The sequence below is a fragment of the Bacillus sp. SW14 genome (assembly GCF_047608225.1).
GTDB classification, from domain to species: domain Bacteria; phylum Bacillota; class Bacilli; order Bacillales; family Bacillaceae; genus Bacillus; species Bacillus subtilis_G.
Map to the genome: position 1 here is coordinate 1,543,397 of NZ_JBLKRW010000001.1, position 22,340 is coordinate 1,565,736.

A 22,340-nucleotide genomic window follows, 5' to 3' on the forward strand; every position below is an offset into this window, starting at 1 on the left:
GGGGTTTGGGTATATTTTCTTAATTTTTTATTTTTTGCATATACTTTATATTAAAAAAAGTTTTTTTCATATAAACTGATATCATAAGAAAGGGTAAAGTGGTGATATCAGACAGGTCGGATATTCATTATGAACAAAAGGAATGAATATTCATTCCGAAACGAATCGGAGGTACTAACATTCCATGTTATCCGCATCCAGCAGTAAATACGACATGATTATGAAAGCGTCGGTTTCACTATTTACAGAGAGGGGATTTGACGCTACCACGATCCCAATGATAGCTGAACGAGCCCATGTGGGGACAGGAACGATCTACCGCTATTTTAACAGCAAAGAAACACTCGTCAACGTATTGTTTCAAGAAAGCATTCAGCGCTTTATGGAAAAGCTGAAACAAGACTTTTCGGAATTGCCTGTCAGAGAAGGCTTTCACCACGTATTTTGCTGTCTCGTTCAATTTACGAAAGAGAGTGATTATGCGCTGTTTTTTCTTGATACGAAGAAAGATGCTCACTACTTAAATGCGACAAGCAGAACCATGATAGAAAATCTGACTCAAATGCTTGATGACTATTTTAATAAGGGAAAAGCGGAAGGTGTAATTCGCAGCCTGCCCTCAAACGTGTTAATTGCGATTGTGTTAGGGGCGTTTCTCAAGATATATCAGCTCGTCCAAACGGGTGATGTAGAGATGGACATGGATTTAAGGACTGAATTGGAACAATGCTGCTGGGACGCCATTAAGCTTCATTCATTTACTTCACAAAAATAATAGGAAAGGAAGATGTTGATGAAACAGGCAAGCACAATACCTCAGCCAAAAACATACGGACCTTTAAAAAACCTTCCGCATCTGGAAAAAGAGCAGCTTTCTCAATCATTATGGAAGATAGCAGATGAATTGGGGCCGATTTTCCGTTTCGATTTTCCGGGGGTATCCAGTGTTTTTGTATCCGGCCACAGTCTTGTGGCTGAAGTGTGTGATGAAAGCCGTTTTGATAAAAATCTTGGCAAAGGCTTGCTAAAGGTGCGCGAGTTTGGCGGAGACGGGTTATTTACAAGCTGGACGCATGAGCCGAATTGGCAAAAAGCCCACCGCATTCTGCTGCCGAGTTTCAGTCAAAAAGCGATGAAAAGCTATCATTCTATGATGCTGGATATCGCAACCCAGCTGATTCAAAAATGGAGCCGGCTTAATCCTAATGAAGAAATTGATGTAGCGGACGACATGACCCGTCTGACGCTTGATACGATTGGGTTATGCGGGTTTAACTACCGTTTCAACAGCTTTTACCGTGATTCACAGCATCCGTTTATCACCAGTATGCTCCGTGCCTTAAAAGAGGCGATGAATCAATCGAAAAGACTGGGTTTGCAAGATAAGGTAATGATGAAAACAAAGCTGCAGTTCCAAAAGGATATTGAAGTCATGAACGCTCTTGTCGACAGAATGATAGCGGAGCGAAAAGCGAACCCGGATGAAAACATTAAGGATCTTTTATCACTCATGCTTTATGCCAAAGATCCTGTAACAGGTGAAACGCTGGATGATGAAAACATTAGATACCAGATCATAACGTTTTTGATTGCAGGACATGAAACCACAAGCGGTTTGCTTTCCTTTGCGATCTACTGTCTGCTTACACATCCGGAAAAACTGGAAAAAGCGCAAGAGGAAGCAGATCGCGTGTTAACGGATGACACGCCGGAATATAGACAAATCCAGCAGCTGAAATACATTCGGATGGTTTTAAATGAAACGCTAAGACTGTTCCCAACAGCTCCGGCCTTTTCTCTCTACGCTAAGGAAGATACTGTTTTAGGCGGGGAATATCCGATCAGTAAAGGGCAGCCTGTCACTATTTTGATTCCGAAACTGCACAGGGATCAAAACGCTTGGGGAGAGGATGCGGAAGATTTTCGTCCGGAACGGTTTGAAGACCCTTCGCGCATTCCTCACCATGCGTATAAGCCGTTTGGAAACGGACAGCGCGCTTGTATCGGCATGCAGTTTGCTCTCCAGGAAGCGACGATGGTTCTAGGTCTTGTATTAAAGCATTTTGATTTGATGAACCATACTGGATACGAACTGAAAATCAAAGAGGCATTAACGATCAAGCCGGATGAATTTAAAATTACTGTGAAACCGCGGAAAACAGCAGCAATCAACGTACAGAGAAAAGAACAGGCTGACATCAAAACAGAAACGAAGCCAAAAGAAACAAAACCTAAACACGGCACACAGTTACTTGTTCTTTACGGTTCTAATCTTGGAACAGCGGAAGGAATAGCCGGTGAACTGTCCGCTTACGGCCGCCAGCTGGGCTTTACAGCCGAAACCGCTCCGCTTGACGATTATATTGGCAAGCTTCCTGACCAAGGTGCCGTGGTCATCGTTACGGCTTCTTATAATGGGACGCCGCCTGATAATGCTGCCGGCTTTGTGGAGTGGCTGGAGGAGCTTGAGGAGGGCCGATTGAAAGGTGTTTCCTATGCGGTATTCGGCTGCGGAAACCGGAGCTGGGTCAGCACGTATCAGCGAATTCCCCGACTCATAGATGACATGATGAAAGCAAAGGGGGCAACGCGTTTAATAGCGATTGGGGAAGGCGATGCCGCCGATGATTTTGAAAGCCATCGCGAGTCTTGGGAAAACCGTTTCTGGAAGGAAACGATGGACGCATTTGATATAAACGAAATATCTCAGAAAGAAGACAGGCCTTCATTATCCATTACTTTTCTCAGTGAAGCGACAGAAACGCCGCTTGCTAAGGCATATGGCGCGTTTGAAGGGATTGTGTTAGAGAATCGGGAGCTCCAGACAGCAGATAGTCCGCGTTCTACCCGCCATATTGAATTGCAAATTCCTGATGCCAAAACCTATCAAGAAGGCGATCATATTGGAATATTGCCGAAAAACAGCCGGGAGCTTGTTCAGCGGGTTCTCAGCCGATTCGGTTTGGAAGCCAATCATGTCATAAAAATGAGCGGAAGCCCCCATATGGTTCATCTTCCGATGGATCGGCCGATTAAAGTGGCGGATGTATTGGCGTCCTATGTGGAGCTGCAGGACCCGGCTTCAAGACTTCAGCTTCGGGAGCTGGCTTCTTATACAGTCTGTCCGCCGCACAAAAAAGAACTGGAACAGCTCGTTTCAGATGGTGGCATTTACAAAGAGCAGGTACTGGCAAAACGTCTCACCATGCTTGATCTTTTAGAGGATTACCCTGCTTGCGAAATGCCGTTTGAGCGGTTTTTAGAACTTTTGCCATCATTAAAACCGAGATATTATTCCATTTCAAGCTCACCGAAGGTCCAGGCCAATATCGTGAGCATGACAGTAGGCGTTGTTAAAGCCTCAGCTTGGAGCGGGCGTGGTGAATACCAGGGCGTTGCTTCTAATTATTTAGCAGAGCTGAATACAGGTGATGCAGCAGCCTGTTTCATCCGAACGCCTCAATCCGGATTCCAAATGCCAGATGACCCTGAAACGCCTATGATTATGGTTGGACCGGGTACAGGAATTGCACCATTCAGGGGCTTTATTCAGGCAAGATCTGTTTTGAAGAAGGAAGGAAACACGCTTGGTGAAGCTCTTTTGTATTTCGGCTGCCGGCGCCCCGATCATGACGATCTATACAGAGAAGAGCTGGATCAAGCGGAACAGGATGGTATTGTCACCATCCGCCGATGCTACTCACGCGTCGAAAACGAACCAAAAGATTATGTCCAGCACTTGCTCAAACAAGATACGCAGAAATTGATATCACTCATTGAAAAAGGGGCACACATATACGTATGCGGTGATGGATCGCAAATGGCTCCTGATGTAGAGAATACGCTGCGTCTGGCGTATGAAGCTGAAAAAGGAGCGAGCCGGGAAGAATCAGCTGAATGGCTGCAGAAGCTGCAAAACCAAAAACGATATGGTAAAGACGTTTGGACAGGAATGTAAAAAATAAAATCCCGCCATCAGATTGGCGGGATAATTTTGCATGTGAGAAAACCGGCACGATAATGAAATCTACTGAAAAGGATGTTATAGGGAGTATCGCGCCGGCCTTATTGTTCATATCGTCAAACAGGGGCAAAAGTTTAGTTCTTTTGTCTTATTTTTAAAAATAAATAGTCTGAAAGTCTTGTTTTTTGGTTTGCGCATTAGTTTTATGGCATTTTGCTCTCGCTTATGCCTTAAGATGAACCATCTGTTGAAGATCGATGTTTAAATTGGCGTTCCACATGTTTCCGGTAATGAAAGTCATGAATCAACCGAATCGTCGGCCTGATTAACAGCAGCAAGCTCCCAATCGCAAACAGCCATATCCCTGCCGACTTGAACTGCTCATAAAAAAAGAAAAAACTTCCGACAAGAAACAAGGCACCAATGATAAAATCATTTACTGTATAAAGAATCTTATATCGTTTTTTGAAAAATTGCTCGTATCGTTTCAGTTCTTTTTTGATATCATTTTCTTCTTTAGGTGCCATTATTCTCCCTCCATTCTATTTTGGCTTACCCTCACGTAAACGACATGTAAACATAAGAATTGCCTTGGGAAATGGAGTGTCAGAGAATGATCAGCAACGTTTTTAAATAGGACTTCTTTTTTTTACAAAAACGGTTCCATTGCTTCAACAATAAGACCTGTCAAAGCTTTAGCCCCTTGTGGAACCAAGTGTACGCCATCAGGTGTAAAGTATTCTGGATGCTGAAGAGCTTCTGTATGCCAGTCAACTAACGTAACATTTTTGTGTGCACTTGCCTGGTGTTTCAAAGATTCATTTACCTTGCTTTCCCATTGGCGAGGGACCCGGGTATTGACAAGGTAGATATGAGCCTTTGAGAAAGATTGAAGCAATTGTTCAATTTGGCTGTTGGTAAAGTAACCATTGGTTCCCAGCTCAATGATGACAGCTTTGTTCGGCTGATTAAAAGACTTGTACTCCCTTGCGAGCTCCAAAGCTTGAGACATTTGTCTCCCCACCTTTCCATCAATCATAACATGTGAAAGTGATTGACGAAGGTGTGAGGCAATATCAAGCATGACGGAATCTCCTATAGCTAATACTTCTTTATCAGCGTCTGCGGGTTCTTTCTCCTGCTGGGATTGCGTGTCTTTATTTTTGCTAGTCTCGTGCCCATTATTTTTGTTTTCCTTTTGATCTTGATCGGAGTCTGTTGTCTTTTGTTCGGTATCGTTTTCCTTGTCTTTATTGACTGCAGCATTTTTTCTGTCCTCAGGAGCCTGGTTGTTGGTATCAGCGTTTGTTTCTTGTGAGCTATACGTCCATTTGGTGGGGTGCATTTGCTCTCCGGCCAGTCCAGACAGCCCTCCCGCAAAAATAAGTACAGCGAGAATGAGGAAACCAATTGACATTTTACTGAGGACAGTTGTCGTTTTCCATTCCCTGATTCTATGTTTAAAAACACGGCGGAAAAAGGATCTACATCCTTGTGTCCGTATCGGCTTCTCAATAAAATGATAGGAGAGCTCGGCAAGTATAAGTGTAACAATTAACTTTAGCACGATATGCCAAAAAACAAAGTTTCCGATTTCTTGAACTGGCGTGCTTAACACAATAACAGGGTAGTGCCAAAGATAAATACCGTAAGACCTTGTTCCAAGCCAACGGAGCGGCCTCCATGAAAGCAGATTGCCTAAAAAGCTGCTTGGGTGGCAAACACATCCAATAAGGATTGCGGCGACCATGCTAATCAAAAGCATTCCGCCTCTGTAAAGAAAAGGCTCGTATTCATCTGTGAAATAGACACACAACACTAAAATACAAAATGCCGAAAGTTCAGTGGCGTGCAAAGTGTACTTCAGTTTGCTTGGAAGCCTGTTGGAAGACAGCCTTTTCATAGGCCAAACCAAAGCCAATGCACATCCGATGAGAAGTTCAAACGAACGAGTATCTGTACCGTAATACACGCGGCTCGGGTCTGCGCCGGGTTCATACAATATGCTCATCATCACGGCTGAACAAAGCGCAAGCAATGATACCACCGCCGCCAATTTGGCGCGGCTTTTCAATATGTACATCCCAACAACCAAGAACATCGGCCATATCATATAAAATTGTTCTTCAATCGCCAGCGACCAAAGGTTTTTTAAAGGAGATGGGGAACCGAAACTATCAAAATATGATAGTTTGTGAAAAATAAACCACCAATTACTTATATAAAAGAGAGAAGAAATGGCATCTCCGCGTACAGTATGCAATAGTTCCCTATCAAACAGTACAACCCAAATAACAGAAGAAAAGATCATAAGGTAAGCCGCTGGCAGAAGCCGCCGAATTCGGCGCAACCAAAAATCCCGAAAATAAAGGCTGATATCATTTCCATGTGTCGGCAATAGAATAGATGTAATTAAATAGCCGGATAAAACAAAAAAGATATCAACTCCAATGAAGCCTCCGTTTGCCCAATTGAAGTTTAGGTGATAAGCGATAACTGACAGGACGGCAAAAGCCCGAAGGCCATCGAGCCCAGGGATGTATCGGTGATGTTGTGTCTTGTGATACATGGGTATTCCTCCAATAATGTGCAGATATTCTTGTTGTTTTTGATAGCTAGGTTACGATCTCACTAAGAGAAGAGGGAAAACATCCATCATAATATTTGGATGTTTTTTTATATTATCGAACATAATGATCCCCCACGAGCAAGCTTGATATAACGCTGGTTGGAATTTCAAACTCGGTAACGCCCATATAGCCGGGAGCGACTTCATATTCACCAAATGAGATCACAAGTTTATGGTCTTCATTAATATAAAACGTTTGATCAGGAAGAATTGTTTTGAACGGTTCTGCATCATCGTCAGTGAGCCAATATATTTTATTTGGATCCTTCTTCATTTGCTGTTTCATTTGTTCTTTAATGTTTTGGCTGATGACGTTGATATAGCGTTCATCTTTGAATAAGCTTTTTAAAGTCAGTAAGATATCGTTCTTTTTGTCAATTGTGATATAACGGCTTTGGGTGTAAGATGATGCTTGTGTTTTTTCAATATTTCGCCGGATAGAGAGTAAATCTGGCGTGTCTGTCACAGTCTCGTAATCACTATAAATGCTGAGATGCCCTTTTTTGTTTTTGGATGTGGACTGTATAAATTCCTTGTACAGCTGCTTGCTTTCTTTCAAGTATTTCTGGTTAATGCTGTTTTCAAGCTCTTTATTAGAAAGTCCGGACAGAGCAGGCGTTTTGACATCGATGCTTGATTGATCTTTCTCTTCTTTGATCTCAATAAAAGTGATGGCTTTGACAATCTTGCCGATGACAGGAATTCTCGACATCGCTTGAGCTGCGTCAGGGTTGATGTTGACAAGTGCAGTGAATAAAATAGCCGCCGCGACAGCTGCCGATGTCGGCCACATGACGATTCTTTTCTTTTTTGGTTCTTGCTGAAGGGCTTTTTCAACAATGATATCAAGTTCATTAGGAATCTGAACATTTTTATATTCTTCTCTTAATTGCTGCAATCTCTTATCCATTAAGAAAGATCCTCCTTCGTCAACTGAATGCGCATCAGCTTCAATGCTCTGTAGAGGCGCGTTTTGATGGTATTCGTGTTTTCTCCTGTAATTTCCGCAATTTCTTCTAATTTGAGGTCTTCAAAAAAACGCAAAATAATAATGGTTTTATAGCGGTACGGCAATTCGTCAAGCGCTTCATGGAGATCAGTGTCCTTGTAATGGTCTTCCTTTCCTTTGCTTAAAAATTCTATCGTTTCGTCATCCATCACTTTTAACTTTTTTTGTTTGCGCAAAAAATCAATAGCTGTCCGTACTAAAATTTTATAAAACCAGCTTTTTATCGTCTCAGGGTTTCTAACCTTTTCAACTGAGCTCAGCGCTTTTTTTATAGATTCCTGAACAATATCTAATGCGTCATCTTGATTTTTCACATAACTGAAAGCTAACCTGTAGAAATCTTGCTTATGATCAGTTATGCATGTGACAAGCAACGCTTTTGTTGTTTGTTTTTTCTTCATTGCAATAAAGGGCTCCTTTTTGAATATACGTATATAATAGGCTGTTACCTAGGATAGACGAGGAAGGCTGAAAAATAGTTTGCGCAGAATCGCATTTTTTAAAAGAAATGATCAGAGGGGGAGGAGCCTAAAAACTTTGTAGAAAGGAAAGGAATGCATAAAAAAACATGACTTGTATCAACAAGCCATGTTTTTTGTACTATTGCTCTATTCCAAATAATGTTTTTTGAAATCAGAGTGGATTGAAAATTTGCGGCGCAGCTGGATGAGATTTTTCCCAAAGCTTTCTTCTAAAAGCCCTCTATGCTTTTTCAGGATTTCCATGAGGTACAGATCATGAATGATGACTTCAGTAATAGGCATGACTAAACCTACATGCATCGTCCATGCAGCACGGCTGTCGTTGCCAAGAGAGACGATACCTGCTACAACTTCTGAATCATCTCCGCTATAGACAAGCCACCGCCCGTCATACTCTTCTGTAATTTCACTGCTCATATCATGAAGGTAAACAGCAGCAAAATCAGATGTGATGTCTCCGTACGCAATAATGGTGACAATGACACCTTGATTTGCCGCTTGTCTTAGCTCTGATTCTATTTCTTCAAAATCCTCTTCCCATATTTCCAAGAGAATTCTTTTTTTGGCGGATAAGATACAAGCCTTCACTTTTTCAAGAATTTCATTGCGTCCGGTGATATTCCAGATATTTTCCCGGTCATTTGCGGTCTGCTCGAATTTTTCAAAGTATTTCTCAGCCTGATCAAAATGCTCTTCCGCTTTGAGCCGGCGGTTTTTAATCAGTTCTTTAGCGGGGACAGGCACATACTGAGGTGTATTTCCATGACTTACAAAGACATCTCCTCTTAAGACAAGACTTTCCAAGACTTCATAAATTTTAGAACGGGGCACTCCGGAATTTTTGGCGACGGCATAGCCTGTTAAAGGCGATTCTTGCAATAAAGCAAGATATGCTTTTGATTCATATTCGGTAAAATTAAGGTTTTTTAAAATGTCTAACATATTTTCCTTCATACATCCTCCAATATAAAGAGCAGTCGCTGCCCTTGTAATCGCTATTTTAACAAACCATATTGATTTATTCCAAACGCATTGATACAATTTTATAAGTAGTTACTATCGTAGTCACTATATATTGCGGAGATTTTTTAAAGGGGGAGAAGAAATGCACAGCATACTCACATACATACCGATTGCTGCCATGATGGTTATCATACCGGGAGCAGATACGATGCTTGTGATGAAAAATACCCTTAGATATGGCGCAAAGGCTGGCCGTTATAACATCCTTGGATTGGCAACAGGACTTTCCTTTTGGACGGTTATCGCCATTTTAGGTTTATCAGTGGTTATTGCAAAGTCGGTATTTCTTTTCACAACGATCAAATATTTGGGAGCAGCATACTTAATTTATTTAGGAATCAAGAGTTTTTTTGCCAAAAGCATGTTTTCTTTTGATGAAACGCAATCTCAAGCAAGCAAGGAAAATTCTCCGAAACGTTATTATAAAACTTCCTTTATGCAAGGATCACTTAGTAATATTCTCAATCCTAAAACTGTTTTGGTTTATGTTACAATCATGCCCCAATTTATCAATCTAAAGGGAAATATAAACCAGCAGCTCATCATTTTAGCTTCAATCCTAACCTTATTAGCGGTTTTGTGGTTCCTCTTTCTCGTTTATATGATTGATTTCGCAAAGAAATGGTTGAAAAACTCGAAGTTCCAGAAAGCGTTTCAAAAAATAACCGGTATTATATTAGTGGGTTTCGGCATCAAAACTGGTGTGAATTGAAATTAGCTTACATGAATTGGAGATCAGTCAAGCAGTTGTTTTGCCTTTCGAATCCTCTTTTAGTCCGGCAATATCATTTTTAATACAAAAAAACAAGGGAGTGTGTATCCCTTGTCTTTTTGTTATTTTATCTTATGTCCCCTGGTGGTCTGTACCTTATACATGATAATCAATAAAACAAACCAGGCCGGAGTGACAAATAAAGCAACACGTGTATCATTCGCCAGTGCCAATACGATAAGAATGAACGCGAGAAATGCGAGTGTTAAATAGTTGGATAATGGGTAAAACGGCATTTTAAATTTGTTTGCTTTCGCTTCATCCTGCCTTGATTTTCGATATTTCAAATGGCAAATCACCGTAATGCCCCAAATGAAAATAAAACATATGGTAGAAACACTTGTAATCAATGTAAAGACTTGCTCGGGCATTATATAATTCAGGCTAACGCCAATCAGAATGGCGATGGTTGAAAAGAACAGCGCATTGCTTGGAACTTTAGAAGAAGTCAGTTTCTTTAATAATCCAGGGGCGTGATGATCCTTGGCGAGAGAATAGACCATGCGGCTTGTGCTGAATAAAGCGCTGTTGGCCGCTGATGCCGCTGATGTTAATACAACAAAATTGATCATACTGGCGGCGGCAACGATGCCTACAAGAGAAAAGACTTGAACAAATGGGCTTTCATTTGGGTTCAAAACGTTCCAAGGATAGATACACATAATGACAAAAAGTGCGCCGACATAAAAAAGTAAAATCCGAACTGGGATTTGATTGATGGCTTTAGGGATCACTTTTTGGGGATTTTCAGTTTCACCTGCAGTCAATCCAACAAGTTCAATTCCCACAAAAGCGAAGACAACCATTTGGAATGAAAGGATAAATCCATGCCATCCATTTGGAAACATGCCGCCGTGGCTCCAAAGATTCGTGAGGCTGGCTGTGCCGGAATCAGCGGAAAAACCTTTCGCTATCAAGAAAATACCAGTTGCGATAAGAGCCAAAATGGCGATAACTTTGATCAATGCAAACCAGAATTCTAATTCTCCGAACAGTTTAACGGTTGCAAGGTTCATGATCAGCAAGATGATAAGCGCAAGAAGACCCGGCAGCCATTGAGGCACCGCAGGAAGCCAATATTGCGTATAAATCCCGACTGCCGTTAAATCAGCCATCGCGAGAGAAATCCAGCAGAACCAATAGGTCCAGCCAGTAATAAACGCTGCCATGTCTCCTAGATAGTCCCTTACAAAATCAACGAAAGAGTGATATCCCGTATTTGATAAGAGCAGTTCTCCGAGCGAACGCATAATGAAAAAGCAAAATACACCGGTGATCATGTAAGCAAATAAAATAGATGGTCCCGCAAAGTGGATGGATTTTCCTGATCCTAAGAATAAACCTGTCCCGATTGCACCCCCAATCGCCATTAATTGTATATGCCTGTTTTTAAGGCCTCTAGACAATTTTTGTTGTTGTCCAAAATTGTCTTTGTTAGAATTGCCTCTCAATTTTATTTTCCTCCAATAATAAAAGATGAATAAAGTTTATCGGATATTATACCATCTAAAAGAATACAATGTTTACTTTTTAAATTTTAAAAATATAATTTTCATTTGCTTGTTCGTACAGGTGCTAAATGTCTCTCACTCTCTATTTTCACTTCCAGTTTTATTGAATAGTAGAAAAAAAGGTAAATGCTCAGTGAGGAAAAGAGATTTTGGTAAAACGTCCTACTGGCGTAACCGTCATTCGTGACCGAGTGAAAACAGTAACAAATATGTAATGGCAAATAAAAAGATGTTTTGCTAGGATAGATGATAACAGTATGCTTATGAGGGCCGCTCATTAATAAGGATACAGGCGAAATGAATGACATGAGGCAGGACATATAATGAACTTACATACAGCACAGTTATTGACAATCTTATCAGAATATCAGTTTTTTGATTGGGAGCATCAAAAGAATAATAAACATCGCATCCTGATTGGCCTCCCGGAGAATAAGCATGAAATAAAAGATTTTTATCAATCATTCGGTTTTGAATCAGTCGAGAATCCGTATTCAAACATAAAAATCTCAAAAAAACAGTGGGTGCATATGGAGGATCTATTTTTTCAATGGATATCTCCTTATCTATCAACTTTCGGACAAACAGTTGTTACGCCATTTCTAAGTAATGACTGGGAGGGTGAATGTCATCTGGATGATGAGTTTGCTGCTGCTTATGAAGCGTACAAGGCTTTTTTAATAGGTAGCGGATTGTATGATCATACGCCCGCTTTGATTGAGACCAGCAGGGGATATCAAATCGATCATATCGGAGATTTTTCAATTCTGGGCAAGATGGCTGCGAGAAATCATCAATATTTATTTTTTGCCGATGGAGATAAAGCTTTTATGTTTACAGATTCACTGACCTTCCAGATGTTTTGTAAAGATGAAGAAGTTTTGCATAATGAAAAGAGAAAGATCGAGCAGTTGCTGCATCCTGATTTTTTATCGTGAATCACTGCGGCGGACACACATAGAGTGTCCGCCATTTCTTTGTTTCAATTGGATGCATTTTAGGTGATTTGACCCAGTCTTTAAGATTCATTTTTTGTCATTCGTGATTTTGGCATCATTACATTCCTCAAGAATGATAAACTGTTTACTGATTATTACTTTGGAAGGAGTCCAGCCCTGGGGAACGCGAATCTAAAATACTAATATGAGATGTAAATGATTCAACATTCTAAACACATAAGCATAAAAGGCCGGCATGTCAATCTGCTATAGAGGCCTTTCTGGAAGTGTAGAATTAGATGTTTCCGCCATGAAGATTCGGAATATTCAGGGCTTATCTAATAAGGACAAAGGATGATAGACGTGAAAAGAATAGATAAAATATACCATCAGCTTATGCATAATTTTCATGATTCCAGTTTAGATCATCTTTTAGAAGTACAGGGGAGTTCAGCAAAGGAAATTGCTGAGCAGCTGAAAATGGAGCGGTCCAATGTCAGTTTTGAGTTGAACAATCTCGTCCGGTCCAAAAAGGTCATAAAAATAAAATCGTTTCCTGTGCGATACATCCCAGTCGAAATAGCGGAAAGGTTATGCAACAAGAAATGGGATACCGAGTTGATGGAAGTGAAAAGCCTGGAGCCGTTTTCCGGGAATTCCAAACAGAAACAACAACCTATTTCTACGAATCCTCTAGAGCTTATGATTGGGGCAAAAGGCAGTTTGAAGAAAGCCATTTCCCAGGCAAAAGCAGCTGTTTTTTATCCGCCGAACGGCCTGCATATGCTCCTCCTAGGGCCGACTGGTTCCGGTAAATCCCTTTTTGCGAACCGTATTTACCAGTTTGCCATTTACTCTGACATTTTGAAGGCCGGCTCACCATTTATTACATTTAACTGTGCAGATTACTACAACAATCCTCAATTATTGCTATCTCAATTATTCGGACACAAAAAAGGTTCATTTACAGGTGCCGGCGAGGATAAGGCTGGCTTAGTCGAACAGGCTGATGGGGGCATTCTTTTTATGGATGAAATCCACCGTCTCCCTCCTGAGGGGCAGGAAATGCTGTTTTATTTTATTGACAGCGGTTCTTATAACCGGCTTGGGGAATCGGAACATAAACGAACATCGAACGTATTGTTTATTTCCGCCACAACAGAAAATCCGAGTTCTGCTTTATTGAAAACATTTTTGCGAAGAATTCCAATGACCATACATATTCCTTCGCTTGAAGAACGATCGCTTAAAGAAAGAGTGGATCTGACGACGTTTTTATTAGGGAAAGAAGCAGAGCGAATTAAGAAAAATCTGAGTGTGCACATAGATGTCTATAATGCGCTTATTCATTCTGCGAAATTTGGAAATGTGGGACAGCTGAAATCAAATGTCCAGTTAGTTTGTGCACACGGGTTTTTGCACAACCTTGAAAAAAATGAGGTTATTGAACTGACTGTTCGGGATCTGCCGGATGAAATCAAGCAAGAATGGATGTCCAGCAGCAAAAACATGCAAAGAAGCAAAGCTATTTCTGAATATGTCAATATTACAACGATTATCTCTCCGATTGTAGAAGATGAAACAACAAAAATTGACGAAGACCTCTCATTTAACTTGTATCATTTGATCGAGGAAAAAGTGAAAACCCTTATGAAAGAAGGATTATCCAAAAAGGATATTAATCAGTACATCTTAACTGATATCCATTTGCATGTCAGAAGTTTTTTTCATCATCGGGCGTTTCAAAAGGACAGCCTGCTGACATTCGTTGAAGACGACGTGATTCAAATGACCAAACAGTTAAAAGAAATAGCTGAGCATGAGCTGGCTTGCACATTTGACCGTAAATTTATTTATTTCTTGAGTATGCATATTGACGCATTTTTAAAGCGCGGAAAACAAATTGATGTTTTAAATACACAGGAGACTGATGAAATCCGTGACACTCATGTGAAAGAATATCGGGTGGCGATGATATTTAAAGATCAAATTCAGAAATATTTTAAAGTGGCCATCCCGGAAATAGAAGTCATCTACTTAACAATGCTGATTCACTCCATCAAATCGTTAAAAGAGAACAAAAGGGTCGGTATTATCGTGGCTGCACATGGAAATAGCACGGCGAGTTCAATGGTTGAAGTCGCGACAGAACTGTTAGGAAGCACTCCCATTGCAGCAGTTGATATGCCGCTTTCTGTTTCACCTTCGGACATTATCGAATGCGTAGCGGAAAAAATGAAACAGGTTGACGAAGGGGAAGGTGTTTTAATGCTGGTAGATATGGGGTCACTTGCGATGCTGGAAAGCAAGCTGGAGGATAAGACAGGCATTGCCATCAAAACAATCAGCAATGTGACGACCTCAATGGTGCTGGATGCTGTCAGAAAAGTGAACTATTTGAATTTAAATTTGCATGCGATCTATCAATCGGTCACGAAGGATTTTATTGAGTTATGGGAGCGGCAGCCAGCAGCATCCGGCAAAAAGAAGGCATTGGTTTCCATCTGTACGACAGGCAGCGGGACGGCCAAAAAGCTGGAAGACATCCTGACAACGATCGTAAACAAGGCCTCTGATACCCCGATTCACATATTGACTGTTTCATCCATTAAATTGGCAAACAACATAAAAGAAATTGAAAAAGAGTATGAGATCCTTGCGACAGTCGGAACGAAAGATCCTAAAATCAATGCTCCGCATGTATCTTTAGAAGTGTTAATTGAAGGGGAGGGAGAGAAGCTGATTCAACAGGCGATTACCAAAGGAAGCACCCCCTTGAGCAATGGATTGAACGAAGCGAATATCATTGTCAGGGAGCTTTGCGAGGATAGCTTGAAAAAGTACCTTGTCTTCTTGAACCCCCACCATATGATCGAGATGTTATTAGAGTGGCTGCAAACCGTTCAAGATGAGCTGGGAGTCATTTTCAATAATGCTGTTTTAATCAAAGTCATCATGCATACGGCTTTCGCCTTTGAGAGGGTGATTAAGCAGAATCCGATAGCTTTCTCAGAGGAAGATGAAATAAATGAACAGCTAAAAAGAATGCTGAACGTGACAGAACGTACATTAGCCCCATATGAACAAAAGCTTGGACTTCGCATCAGTGATGATGAAAAATTATTTATAGCCGCCATCTTCGCTGAAGAAGTGCCTGGCCAGCTGTTTTAAAAGCGTTTTTTTTATGTGAACCTGTATTAAATGGAACGCCATTTTAATACAGGTTTATTTTTTTGGTTTCAAGTGTTTCAACAACAGTCTGCCATTTGCTGAAAACTTAATGAAAACGCTTAACACAACTTTGTTGGCACGATCCTTGCATTATATATGGATGTACAAAACAGGAAAGGAGCAATGAATATGATTTCAGTTATTATCAGTGGTCATGGAGATTTTCCCATAGCATTAAAAGAGTCTTCAGGGATGATATTCGGTGAAGAAAATAACCTGATTGCAGTGCCGTTTTTTAAAGGAGAAGGAGTTCAAACACTGCAAGAAAAATATCATCAGGCGCTCAAAGACATTCCGGAAGAAAATGAAGTGCTTTTTTTAGTCGACATTTTTGGAGGAACGCCATATAACGCGGCAGCTTCTTTCATTGCTGAAGATCAAAGAATGGATATGGCAGCCGGCGTAAACCTGCCGATTCTGCTGGAGGTATTAAGCCTGAGAGAACATCTGACACTTAAAGATTTGCTGAACAACTTAAAAGCAATGAGCCAGCAAAGCTTTCAAGTGTGCAGTGAACATTTAGAAAAAGTAAAAACAGCCAATCAAGAAACAAGAGAGGATGAATTGTGATGAACATTGTGTTAGCAAGAATTGATGACCGCTTTATTCACGGCCAAATCCTGACAAGGTGGATTAAAGTCCATGCGGCAGACCGAATTATCGTTGTCTCCGATGATATTGCACAGGACGACATGAGAAAAGCGCTGATCCTTTCTGTTGCGCCTTCAAATGTAAAAGCGAGTGCCGTTTCGGTTTCAAAAATGGCAAAAGCGTTTCATAGTCCGCGTTATGAAGGGGTAACGGCAATGCTCTTGTTTGAAAATCCGTCCGATATTGTATCTCTTATAGAAGCAGGCGTACCGATCAAAACAGTAAACGTTGGTGGGATGCGTTTTGAAAATCATCGCAGGCAAATCACAAAATCAGTCAGCGTCACAGAGCAAGATATAAAGGCGTTTGAAACATTAAGTGATCTGGGCGTGACAGTGGAATTGAGGCAACTGCCTTCAGATGCCAGCGAGGACTTTGTCCAGATTTTACGGAACGTAACAAAATAATCAAGGGGATGAGAATATGTCTTCATTACAAATTATTTTGTTGTTAATCATTGCAGCAATCACCGGAATCGCAAGTGTATTGGATGAAGGGCAGACACACCGGCCGCTTGTGGCCTGCACGCTGGTTGGCTTGGTGCTCGGGGATTTAAAAACAGGCATTATTCTCGGCGGCACACTGGAGCTGATGGCGCTGGGCTGGATGAACGTCGGCCTTGCTATGGCGCCTGATACAGCGATCGCCTCTGTCATCTCAACCATTTTAGTCATTACCGCTGATCAGGGAATTGGCGAAGGGATTGCCGTAGCTGTTGCTTTGGCAGCTGCTGGTCAGGCGCTGACGATTTTTGTGCGGACGATCACTGTCTTTTTCATTCATCGCGCTGATCAATACGCAAAAGAAGGGAATATAAAAGGAATTGAAATTATGCATATTACCGCGATGGTGTTTCAAGCGCTTCGCGTCATGATACCGACTTTGATTGTCGCATTGATCAGTGTCAGCGCTGTTCAGGCGTTCTTGGGCAATATTCCGGATGTGATTACAAAAGGGCTGCAAATAGGCGGAGGCATTATCGTTGTTGTCGGATATGCCATGGTGATCAATATGATGAATATTCCATATTTAAAGCCATTTTTCTATATTGGTTTCTTATTAGCAGCGTTTACCGATTTCAACTTAGTAGGATTTGGAGCCCTCGGTCTCTGTCTGGCGCTTTTATACCAGCAGATGATGCAAAAACATACCGCGCACGGAGCGGTGGCCGCCGCATCTGACAGTGGCCAAGTCGGTGTTTATGATGACGATGATGATCTTGATGCCTAAACCATGAGGGGGGATGAAAAAGATGGAGAAAGAAAAGCGATTAACGAAAAAAGAAATTTTCAGCATGTTTATTCGTTCAAACTTTTTGCTCGGCTCCTTTAACTTCGAACGTGTGCAGGCCATGGGTTATTGCTATGTCATGATACCGGCGATCAAAAAATTATACGGTCCCGGCGCGAAAAGAAACGAAGCCTTGCAGCGGCATTTGGAATGGTTTAATACACATCCGTGGCTGACAGCGCCTATATTTGGCGTGACGGCAGCCATGGAAGAAGAAATGGCGAACAATAAAGGAATTGATGGAAAAGCGATCAGCGGAATGAAAATCGGTTTGATGGGCCCGATAGCGGGTGTAGGCGACCCGATTTTCTGGGGAACGATTCGCCCGGTCTTAGCTGCGTTAGGGGCATCCCTTGCTTTAGGAGGAAACATTGCCGGCCCTTTGCTATTCTTTTTCTTGCTGAACGCCATAAGATTAAGCACAAAATATTACGGATTAAAGTATGGCTATGTGAAAGGAATGGAGATTCTGCAGGATTTAGCGGGGAATCGCATTCAAAAGCTGACAGAGGGCGCTTCGATTCTCGGATTATTTGTAATGGGAGCTCTCGTTTCCAAATGGACCACCATCAACATTCCCATCGTTGTGTCCAGGATTAAGGATGAAAGCGGAAAAGTGGATGTTCAAACCGTACAAAATGTGTTGGACAGCATCATGCCGGGGGCGCTGCCTCTAGGGTTAACGTTATTGGTGGCATGGATGCTGCGGAAAGGGGTGAATCCTCTTCTCATTATATGCGGCATCTTTATCATCGGGATTCTTGGGTATTGGGCTGGATTCTTAGCATAAGCTCTGTGTGAAGTAAGAAAGAAGAGGGAAACTGCGGCAGTCTATCATATATCAATCATTCGGATAACAGCGAAACAGAGGAGAATTGCCAGAACTGACCAACTTATGCAGAGTCTCTCTTGAAGTGTTCAAACATGAAGAGAGGAGCGAAGAAACAAATGAAAAAGAGACTTTCTCAAGTCATCATCATGTTCACCCTGCTATTCACTATGGCATTTTCGGTTGAGGCAGCTGATTCAAGCTACTATGATGAGGATTATCGTCCTCAATATCATTTCACGCCGGAGGCAAACTGGATGAATGATCCAAACGGGATGGTATATTATGCTGGAGAATATCACTTGTTCTATCAATACCATCCATACGGACTTCAGTGGGGGCCCATGCATTGGGGGCATGCCGTGAGCAAAGATTTGGTTACGTGGAAGCACCTTCCTGTTGCGCTGGCTCCGGATGACAAAGGCACGATCTTTTCTGGAAGCGCAGTTGTAGATAGAAATAACACAAGCGGTTTTCAAACAGGCGAAGAGAAGCCGCTTGTGGCTGTTTATACACAGGACAGAGAAGGCCATCAAGTGCAAAGCATTGCTTATAGCAATGACAAAGGAAGAACGTGGACGAAATACGCTGGCAACCCTGTCATTCCGAACCCGGGAAAAAAAGATTTTCGCGATCCAAAGGTCTTTTGGTATGAAAAAGAAAACAAGTGGGTGATGGTGCTTGCGGCCGGTGACCGAATCCTCATTTATACATCAAAAAATCTGAAGCAGTGGACATATGCAAGTGAGTTTGGACAGGGACAAGGGAGCCATGGGGGAGTATGGGAGTGCCCGGATTTGTTTGAGCTTCCGGTAGACGGCAATCCGAATCAAAAAAAATGGGTGATGCAGGTCAGTGTCGGAAACGGAGCGGTTTCGGGAGGATCAGGCATGCAATATTTTGTAGGGGACTTTGATGGAACTCATTTTAAAAATGAAAATCCGTCAAACAAAGTTCTCTGGACGGATTACGGCAAAGACTTTTATGCGGCTGTATCCTGGTCCGATATTCCATCCTCAGACGGCCGGCGGCTATGGTTAGGGTGGATGAGCAATTGGCAATATGCGAATGATGTTCCTACCTCCCCATGGAGAAGTGCGGCGTCCATTCCAAGAGAGATAAAATTGAAAACGCTTACTGGAGGAGTCAGGGTCGTCCAAACACCAGTAAAAGAGCTGCAAACCATTCGCGGAACCTCTAAAAAGTGGAAGAATCAGACTATATCGACCACAAGCCAAAATGTGTTAGCGGGCCTATCTGGAGATGCGTATGAATTACATGCAGAATTTCAAGTGACACCACGTTCAGCTGCTGAATTTGGTTTTAAAGTTCGAACAGGCAGAAATCAATTCACAAAAGTCGGCTATGATCGAAAAAATGCCAAACTGTTCGTTGACCGGAGCGAGTCGGGGAACGTCACCTTTAATCCGACCTTTAACACCGGAAAACAAACAGCTCCGCTGAAACCGGTAAATGGAAGGGTAAAGATGCGCATTTTTGTCGACCGCTCTTCAGTTGAAGTATTTGGGAATGACGGACAGCAGGTCATAACCGATATCATTCTCCCGGATCGATCAAGCAACGGTCTTGAATTATATGCGGCGAATGGCGGTGTAAAGATGAAATCTTTAAAGATATACCCTTTAAAAAAGGTATGGGGAACATCACCTTTCATCTCTAATTTGGCTGGCTGGACGACTGTAAATGGCACGTGGGCCGACACAATTGAAGGAAAACAAGGAAGATCGGAGGGTGATTCCTTTATTTTGTCTTCAGCATCCGGATCTGACTTCACCTATGAATCTGATATCACTATTAAGGATGGAAACGGAAGGGGGGCAGGAGCGCTTATGTTTCGCTCTGACAAAGATGCCCAAAACGGTTATCTTGCCAATGTGGATGCGAAACATGACTTAGTGAAATTCTTTAAATTTGAGAACGGTGCTGCTTCTGTCATTGCCGAATACAAAACACCGATAGACGTAAATAAAAAGTATCATCTGAAAACTGAGGCTCGGGGTGATCACTTTAAAATCTATTTAGATGATCGTCTTGTAATTGATACGAATGATTCTACATTCTCCGAAGGTCAATTCGGCTTAAATGTGTGGGATGCAACTGCTGTCTTTCAGAATGTAAATAAGGGATCTTAAATAGAGGGGTTCATGTGATATAGCAAACGCGATTACCTGGCTAGCAACATTTTTTCTTAAAAAAAGGCACAGACCTAAACAGTCTGTGCCTTCTCATTATTTCAACAACTTCAATGATTCGCGGTTAAATGCTTCCAAATCATCAGGTGTTCTGCTTGTGACAATGTTGTGGCTGACGATGACTTCTGCATCTTTGTAATTTGCGCCGGCATTGATTAAATCTTTGCGGATGCTGCGGTAGCCTGTGATATCTTTGCCTTTCAGGAGATCCGTATCAATTAATACTTGCGGGCCGTGGCAAATAGCGAAAACCGGTTTTTCATTTTCGACGAATGCTTTCACGAATTCACCAGGGCGATCATCTGCACGGAGCAAATCCGGAGAGAATCCCCCAGGAATTAAAAGTGCATCAAATTCACTTGCATCCACATCTGAGATTGCTTTATCGATCTTTACTTTCTCGCCATGCTTACCAGTAACTTCTTTGCCAGCTTCCAAATCGATAGCTGTGACACTGTAGCCAGCTTCCTCGTATGCTTTTACCGGACTTGTATATTCGATATCTTCGAATTGGTCTGTAACGAGAACTGCAATTTTTTTGCTCATATAAAAAACCTCCTATACCCTCTTTATGCCCATAGAATAACAGGAAGATTGACCAGCCTTCAAAACATTTGCTTAAGAAGATCGTTTTTCGTGAATTTCTTTTAAATAAAAGCGGGTCAGCCCATTTAAGGACTAACCCATTTTTTAGAATTACAATGTGGAAATATCAATCACAAATCGATAACGGACATCACTTTGGAGGATACGTTCGTATGCTTCGTCTACTTGGTTAGCGCGGATTACTTCGATTTTAGGTGCGATGCCATGTTCAGCAGCGAAATCAAGCATCTCTTGAGTTTCGGCAATACCGCCGACAAGAGAACCTGCGAGGCTGCGGCGTCCCATGATTAAGGAAAACACACTGTATGTGTCCTGCTCAGCGGGCGCTCCGACATTTACAAGTGTTCCGTCAATACGAAGCATTGATAAATAGGCGTCTACATCAAGATTCGCGGATACTGTATTTAAGATCACGTCAAAACGCCCGGACAATGCAGTGAATGTCGCTGGGTCACTTGTAGCAAAGTAATGATCTGCCCCAAGTTCCAGAGCTTCCTCTTTTTTATTCAAAGAGCGGCTCAGGACGGTTACCTCTGCACCCATTGCATGTGCAAATTGAATTGCCAAATGTCCAAGACCTCCAACTCCTACAATGGCAACCTTTTTACCAGTCCCAACATTCCAGTGTTTCAGCGGGGAATACGTTGTGATACCTGCACACAATAGCGGACTGGCAACATCCATTTCCAAACTGTCTGGAATTCGGACAACAAATCTGTCGGTGACAACGATTTTTTGGCTGTACCCGCCATACGTCGGATTTCTATCGTAGTCTAGTGAGTTATAAGTTTGAACAACGCCCTTTGTGCAGAACTGTTCCTCACCGCTGAGACAGTATTCGCATTCTCCGCAGGAGTCAACAAAACAGCCGACACCAACGCGGTCCCCGACAGCAAACTTAGTCACTTCTGATCCAACAGCTGTTACGACACCGGCAATTTCATGTCCGGGCACCATTGGGAATATGCCTCCCCCCCATTCATCAAATGCGCTATGGATGTCTGAATGGCAAATGCCGCTGAATTTTATATCGATTAAGACATCATGCGGCTGTAATTCTCTTCGCTCAATCGTCGTTTGCTCAAATTTGGCTTTTGCATGTGATACGCTTAATACACGAGTTTGATGTTGATTACACATATGAACCTTCCCTTTCTTCATCATAAGTGGTTGTTCGTAAAAACATGCACTT

The 22,340-nt window shown here is 42.0% G+C and carries 19 protein-coding genes; 11 read left to right on the forward strand and 8 right to left on the reverse strand.

All coding sequences use genetic code 11. The features are described 5' to 3' along the window. Window positions 1-184 precede the first annotated feature (184 nt). Window positions 185-775: a TetR/AcrR family transcriptional regulator gene (locus ACMX2I_RS07860; protein WP_414956631.1), complete on the forward strand. Its 591-nt coding sequence runs from the start codon at window positions 185-187 to the stop codon at window positions 773-775. A gap of 18 nt (window positions 776-793) precedes the next feature. Continuing rightward, window positions 794-3,958, forward strand: coding sequence for a bifunctional cytochrome P450/NADPH--P450 reductase CypB (cypB, locus tag ACMX2I_RS07865; protein ID WP_414956632.1), 3,165 nt, complete (start codon window positions 794-796; stop codon window positions 3,956-3,958). Between the two features lie 236 nt (window positions 3,959-4,194). Here the strand turns inward: cypB and ACMX2I_RS07870 are convergent, their stop codons facing one another. The 5 genes from ACMX2I_RS07870 to ACMX2I_RS07890 form a co-directional block, all read right to left on the reverse strand. Then, entirely contained in the window at window positions 4,195-4,491 is a 297-nt protein-coding gene (locus ACMX2I_RS07870; RefSeq protein ID WP_414956634.1) for a YrhK family protein, read from the reverse strand. Between the two features lie 122 nt (window positions 4,492-4,613). Further along, window positions 4,614-6,533, reverse strand: a complete 1,920-nt coding sequence (locus ACMX2I_RS07875; protein ID WP_414956635.1) for an acyltransferase family protein — start codon at window positions 6,531-6,533, stop codon at window positions 4,614-4,616. A 112-nt stretch (window positions 6,534-6,645) separates the two neighbouring features. Further along, window positions 6,646-7,503 (reverse strand): anti-sigma-V factor RsiV, encoded by an 858-nt coding sequence (rsiV, locus tag ACMX2I_RS07880; protein WP_414956636.1) that lies wholly within the window; start codon window positions 7,501-7,503, stop codon window positions 6,646-6,648. Next, the gene (sigV, locus tag ACMX2I_RS07885) at window positions 7,503-8,003 is read right to left on the reverse strand and encodes an RNA polymerase sigma factor SigV (protein ID WP_414956637.1); all 501 of its coding nucleotides are present in this window, start codon (window positions 8,001-8,003) and stop codon (window positions 7,503-7,505) included. The genes rsiV and sigV overlap by 1 nt, the downstream gene beginning before the upstream one ends. Before the next feature lie 207 nt (window positions 8,004-8,210). Further along, window positions 8,211-9,038 carry a TrmB family transcriptional regulator gene (locus tag ACMX2I_RS07890; RefSeq protein ID WP_087993803.1) on the reverse strand — a complete coding sequence of 276 codons (828 nt, stop codon included), beginning with the start codon at window positions 9,036-9,038 and terminating at the stop codon, window positions 8,211-8,213. A 151-nt stretch (window positions 9,039-9,189) separates the two neighbouring features. Between ACMX2I_RS07890 and ACMX2I_RS07895 the strand changes: the two genes are divergently transcribed. Then, on the forward strand, window positions 9,190-9,819 hold the full coding sequence (locus ACMX2I_RS07895) for a homoserine/threonine efflux transporter (RefSeq protein WP_414956638.1): 630 nt from the start codon (window positions 9,190-9,192) through the stop codon (window positions 9,817-9,819). Window positions 9,820-9,941: 122 nt separating this feature from the next. Here the strand turns inward: ACMX2I_RS07895 and ACMX2I_RS07900 are convergent, their stop codons facing one another. Further along, window positions 9,942-11,330, reverse strand: coding sequence for an amino acid permease (locus ACMX2I_RS07900; RefSeq protein ID WP_414956639.1), 1,389 nt, complete (start codon window positions 11,328-11,330; stop codon window positions 9,942-9,944). Between the two features lie 590 nt (window positions 11,331-11,920). On the opposite strand from ACMX2I_RS07900, the gene ACMX2I_RS07905 reads away from it, so the two are divergent. The 8 genes from ACMX2I_RS07905 to ACMX2I_RS07940 all read left to right on the forward strand — a co-directional run bounded on the left by ACMX2I_RS07905 (window position 11,921) and on the right by ACMX2I_RS07940 (window position 20,482). Continuing rightward, window positions 11,921-12,328: a hypothetical protein gene (locus ACMX2I_RS07905; protein ID WP_414956640.1), complete on the forward strand. Its 408-nt coding sequence runs from the start codon at window positions 11,921-11,923 to the stop codon at window positions 12,326-12,328. Window positions 12,329-12,691: 363 nt separating this feature from the next. Beyond that, entirely contained in the window at window positions 12,692-15,499 is a 2,808-nt protein-coding gene (gene levR, locus ACMX2I_RS07910; protein ID WP_414956641.1) for a transcriptional regulator LevR, read from the forward strand. A gap of 189 nt (window positions 15,500-15,688) precedes the next feature. Further along, on the forward strand, window positions 15,689-16,129 hold the full coding sequence (gene levD, locus ACMX2I_RS07915; protein WP_087993808.1) for a PTS fructose transporter subunit IIA: 441 nt from the start codon (window positions 15,689-15,691) through the stop codon (window positions 16,127-16,129). Continuing rightward, a complete protein-coding gene (gene levE / locus ACMX2I_RS07920) occupies window positions 16,129-16,617 on the forward strand; it encodes a PTS fructose transporter subunit IIB (protein ID WP_087993809.1) in 489 nt (162 codons plus the stop codon). The genes levD and levE overlap by 1 nt, the downstream gene beginning before the upstream one ends. Before the next feature lie 16 nt (window positions 16,618-16,633). Further along, window positions 16,634-17,440 carry a PTS fructose transporter subunit IIC gene (gene levF / locus ACMX2I_RS07925; protein WP_087993810.1) on the forward strand — a complete coding sequence of 269 codons (807 nt, stop codon included), beginning with the start codon at window positions 16,634-16,636 and terminating at the stop codon, window positions 17,438-17,440. 22 nt (window positions 17,441-17,462) lie between these two features. Continuing rightward, the gene (gene levG / locus ACMX2I_RS07930; RefSeq protein ID WP_014114571.1) at window positions 17,463-18,290 is read left to right on the forward strand and encodes a PTS fructose transporter subunit IID; all 828 of its coding nucleotides are present in this window, start codon (window positions 17,463-17,465) and stop codon (window positions 18,288-18,290) included. Window positions 18,291-18,375: 85 nt separating this feature from the next. After that, window positions 18,376-18,516, forward strand: coding sequence for a hypothetical protein (locus tag ACMX2I_RS07935; protein ID WP_414956642.1), 141 nt, complete (start codon window positions 18,376-18,378; stop codon window positions 18,514-18,516). Then, entirely contained in the window at window positions 18,449-20,482 is a 2,034-nt protein-coding gene (locus ACMX2I_RS07940; RefSeq protein ID WP_414956643.1) for a GH32 C-terminal domain-containing protein, read from the forward strand. The genes ACMX2I_RS07935 and ACMX2I_RS07940 overlap by 68 nt, the downstream gene beginning before the upstream one ends. 96 nt (window positions 20,483-20,578) lie before the next feature. Here the strand turns inward: ACMX2I_RS07940 and yraA are convergent, their stop codons facing one another. Further along, window positions 20,579-21,088, reverse strand: coding sequence for a cysteine protease YraA (gene yraA / locus ACMX2I_RS07945; RefSeq protein WP_289347761.1), 510 nt, complete (start codon window positions 21,086-21,088; stop codon window positions 20,579-20,581). 150 nt (window positions 21,089-21,238) lie between these two features. After that, complete coding sequence (locus tag ACMX2I_RS07950; RefSeq protein WP_414956644.1) at window positions 21,239-22,288, reverse strand: NAD(P)-dependent alcohol dehydrogenase; 1,050 nt, start codon at window positions 22,286-22,288, stop codon at window positions 21,239-21,241. Between the last annotated feature and the right edge of the window lie 52 nt (window positions 22,289-22,340).

What these genes read in the sequence shown, in the direction of transcription:
- ACMX2I_RS07860 (WP_414956631.1), top strand. Translation starts at nt 185, where the DNA reads ATGTTATCCGCATCCAGCAGTAAATACGACATGATTATGAAAGCGTCG.
- cypB (WP_414956632.1), top strand. Translation starts at nt 794, where the DNA reads ATGAAACAGGCAAGCACAATACCTCAGCCAAAAACATACGGACCTTTA.
- ACMX2I_RS07870 (WP_414956634.1), bottom strand. Translation starts at nt 4,491, where the DNA reads ATGGCACCTAAAGAAGAAAATGATATCAAAAAAGAACTGAAACGATAC.
- ACMX2I_RS07875 (WP_414956635.1), bottom strand. Translation starts at nt 6,533, where the DNA reads ATGTATCACAAGACACAACATCACCGATACATCCCTGGGCTCGATGGC.
- rsiV (WP_414956636.1), bottom strand. Translation starts at nt 7,503, where the DNA reads ATGGATAAGAGATTGCAGCAATTAAGAGAAGAATATAAAAATGTTCAG.
- sigV (WP_414956637.1), bottom strand. Translation starts at nt 8,003, where the DNA reads ATGAAGAAAAAACAAACAACAAAAGCGTTGCTTGTCACATGCATAACT.
- ACMX2I_RS07890 (WP_087993803.1), bottom strand. Translation starts at nt 9,038, where the DNA reads ATGAAGGAAAATATGTTAGACATTTTAAAAAACCTTAATTTTACCGAA.
- ACMX2I_RS07895 (WP_414956638.1), top strand. Translation starts at nt 9,190, where the DNA reads ATGCACAGCATACTCACATACATACCGATTGCTGCCATGATGGTTATC.
- ACMX2I_RS07905 (WP_414956640.1), top strand. Translation starts at nt 11,921, where the DNA reads ATGGAGGATCTATTTTTTCAATGGATATCTCCTTATCTATCAACTTTC.
- levD (WP_087993808.1), top strand. Translation starts at nt 15,689, where the DNA reads ATGATTTCAGTTATTATCAGTGGTCATGGAGATTTTCCCATAGCATTA.
- levE (WP_087993809.1), top strand. Translation starts at nt 16,129, where the DNA reads ATGAACATTGTGTTAGCAAGAATTGATGACCGCTTTATTCACGGCCAA.
- levF (WP_087993810.1), top strand. Translation starts at nt 16,634, where the DNA reads ATGTCTTCATTACAAATTATTTTGTTGTTAATCATTGCAGCAATCACC.
- levG (WP_014114571.1), top strand. Translation starts at nt 17,463, where the DNA reads ATGGAGAAAGAAAAGCGATTAACGAAAAAAGAAATTTTCAGCATGTTT.
- ACMX2I_RS07940 (WP_414956643.1), top strand. Translation starts at nt 18,449, where the DNA reads ATGAAAAAGAGACTTTCTCAAGTCATCATCATGTTCACCCTGCTATTC.
- yraA (WP_289347761.1), bottom strand. Translation starts at nt 21,088, where the DNA reads ATGAGCAAAAAAATTGCAGTTCTCGTTACAGACCAATTCGAAGATATC.
- ACMX2I_RS07950 (WP_414956644.1), bottom strand. Translation starts at nt 22,288, where the DNA reads ATGTGTAATCAACATCAAACTCGTGTATTAAGCGTATCACATGCAAAA.